Annotated in this window: 2 protein-coding genes; both read right to left on the bottom strand. The window is 70.5% G+C overall.

Annotation, left to right across the window (positions count from 1 at the left end; genetic code table 11):
• Positions 1–108 precede the first annotated feature (108 nt).
• Positions 109–633 carry a phospholipase gene (locus E1258_RS32045; RefSeq protein ID WP_132407650.1) on the bottom strand — a complete coding sequence of 175 codons (525 nt, stop codon included), beginning with the start codon at positions 631–633 and terminating at the stop codon, positions 109–111.
• Positions 634–806: 173 nt separating this feature from the next.
• Positions 807–2,330 (bottom strand): glycoside hydrolase family 10 protein (locus tag E1258_RS32040; protein WP_132407648.1); only part of this gene is annotated, 1,524 nt, incomplete at its 5' end.

Genomic DNA, 2,330 nt, shown 5'->3' with positions numbered 1-2,330 from the left:
CCCGTGTCCCCTGCTCCCGCGCACCCCACCCCCGTGCGTCCCGCCGAAGGTGGTGGTTAGGAGGGGCCTGCTATGCCGAAGGCGTCGACAAGGGCCCCTCCCTGCGCCTCAGCGCTCGGCGGCGGCCTTGATTCGGGCGGCGCGGTCGATGTCGGCTTGCTGGACCGCCGCGAGCGAGCCGAAGATGCTGACCGCCTCGTAGTAGGCCCACGCGAGGCTGTAGCAGGCGGGGCGGACCACCGAGCTGTACGTGGCGCAGACCCGCTTCAGGTCCTCGTAGAAGGCGCTGTCCAGCCGGGACTTGTTGGCCGAGAACTGGCCCATCTCCTTGTAGTTGCGGTAGCCGAAGTCGTGCCGGTGGCAGGAGAGCTTGAAGTTGAACCCGAGCGGGTTGTCCGGGCTGGACGAGCAGTAGTCGGTCGACCAGTCGAAGGCGTACTCGGTCCAGGCGGACTGGTTCTGCCGGGCCGAGTTCCAGGTGTTGTAGCTGCTGGCGCTGGTCTGCGTCCAGCTCGACAGCACGCTGAGCTTCTGGCTGGTGCTGACGTCGGCGGTGGCGGGGGAGGCAACCCACAGCGCGGCGAGCAGGGCGAACGCGCCGGAGGTGAGGAGGGTGGCGAGGCGTCTGGGCACCGGGGACCTCCGCAGGGGTGTGCGGTCGGGTGGTTACCGGCGGGTCACCGGATTCGACAAGTGTCGATCGAACCCCGGGCGGTCGAGTATGTCATAAGCCAACATCTGGTGACATGAGTCGAAACAGACGAATGCCCCGGACGCTGGGGCGCCCGGGGCACTGGTCCGTACCGTCAGCGCACGGAACGCGGTGGACTGACGGGGCTCTCGTTCGACAGCCGGTCCAGCGCCGTCACGTGGTACGTGTACCGCCGGTCGGCCTCCGCGGTGCCGTCCACCCAGGACTGCGTCCCGCCGGGGGCGGCCCGGACGGTGCCGACCAGGTGGGACGCGTCGGCGAAGCCGCACGGGTCGACCGGGCCGACCCCGTCGAACCGGTAGATCGCGTACGACGTGGCCCGGCCGAGCGGGCCCACGCCGTCGGCCGGCTGCCGCCAGCTCAGCCGGACGCCGTCGGCCTGCCGCTGCGCGCCGGTGACCACCGGGGGCAGCAGCGGCTTCGCCGGCAGGTGCGGCACCGCCGGCACCAGGGCGGGGCGCGAGTAGTGCTCGGCGGCGTAGAGATCGGTCGCCCCGAGCCGGTTCGCCCGCACCTGGACGGCCGAGAAGTGCACGTTGCCGAGCACCTCCGGGTACGACCGGTTGAGCGCCAGGTGGTCGGACAACTCGCGCGGGTTCTGCCAGTACGAGCCGTACGCCGGGTCGCCGCTCTTGTAGTCGGCCTGGCCGATGTAGAGCTGCACGCGGGTCCCGCGCACCGTCTCGGCCCACCACGGCACCAGCCGGGCGTAGTCGGCCGCCGGGTACTGGCCGATGTACCAGTACAGCTGCGGCACGATGTAGTCGATCCACTCCTGCTTGACCCACTTGCGGGTGTCGGCGGAGATGATGTCGTACGACTGGCTGCCGGTGGTGTCCGAGCCGAGCGGGTCGACCGAGGCGTTGCGCCAGATGCCGAACGGGCTGACCCCGAACTTCACCCACGGCTTCGCGGCCTTGATCCTGTCGTTCATCTCCCGGATCAGCAGGTCGATGTTGTCCCGCCGCCAGTCTGCCCGGTCGGTGAAGCCCCGGTTGAACTCGGCGAACGTCGCGTCGTCGGGCACCTGGTAGGTGCCGCTCGGGTACGGGTAGAAGTAGTCGTCGAAGTGCACACCGTCGACGTCGTACCGCGTGACGGCGTCCATCATGGCGGTCTGGACGAACTCGCGCACCGCCGGGATTCCGGGGTTGTAGTAGAGCCGGCTGCCGGCGACGCCGGCCGGCGGGTACGCGAAGGTCCACTCTGGGTGCTGTCGGGCCGGGTGGCCCGGCGCGAGCTGCGCGAGGTCCGCGCCCGCGCCGCCGGGAGCCGGCATGGAGATCCGGTACGGGTTGAACCAGGCGTGGAACTCCAGGTTCCGCTTGTGCGCCTCGTCGACGAGAAACGCCAGCGGATCCCAGCCCGGGTCCTGCCCGCGCACCCCGGTCAGGTACTCCGACCACGGCTCGTGCGGCGACGGCCAGAGCGCGTCGGCGGTGGGCCGGACCTGCACCACCACCGCGTTGTGGTGCAGCCGCTGCGCCAGGTCGAGCCAGCCCAGGTACTCGGCCCGCTGGGCGGCGATGCGGTCCGGGGCGGTCTGCGATGCCTTGGTCGGCCAGTCGATGTTCACCACCGAGGAGATCCACATGGCCCGGAACTGTCGCTTCGGGGC

It is taken from the genome of Micromonospora sp. KC207, from assembly GCF_004348615.1.
Classification (GTDB): domain Bacteria; phylum Actinomycetota; class Actinomycetes; order Mycobacteriales; family Micromonosporaceae; genus Micromonospora.
This window is presented reverse-complemented; position numbering and strand designations above follow the sequence as displayed.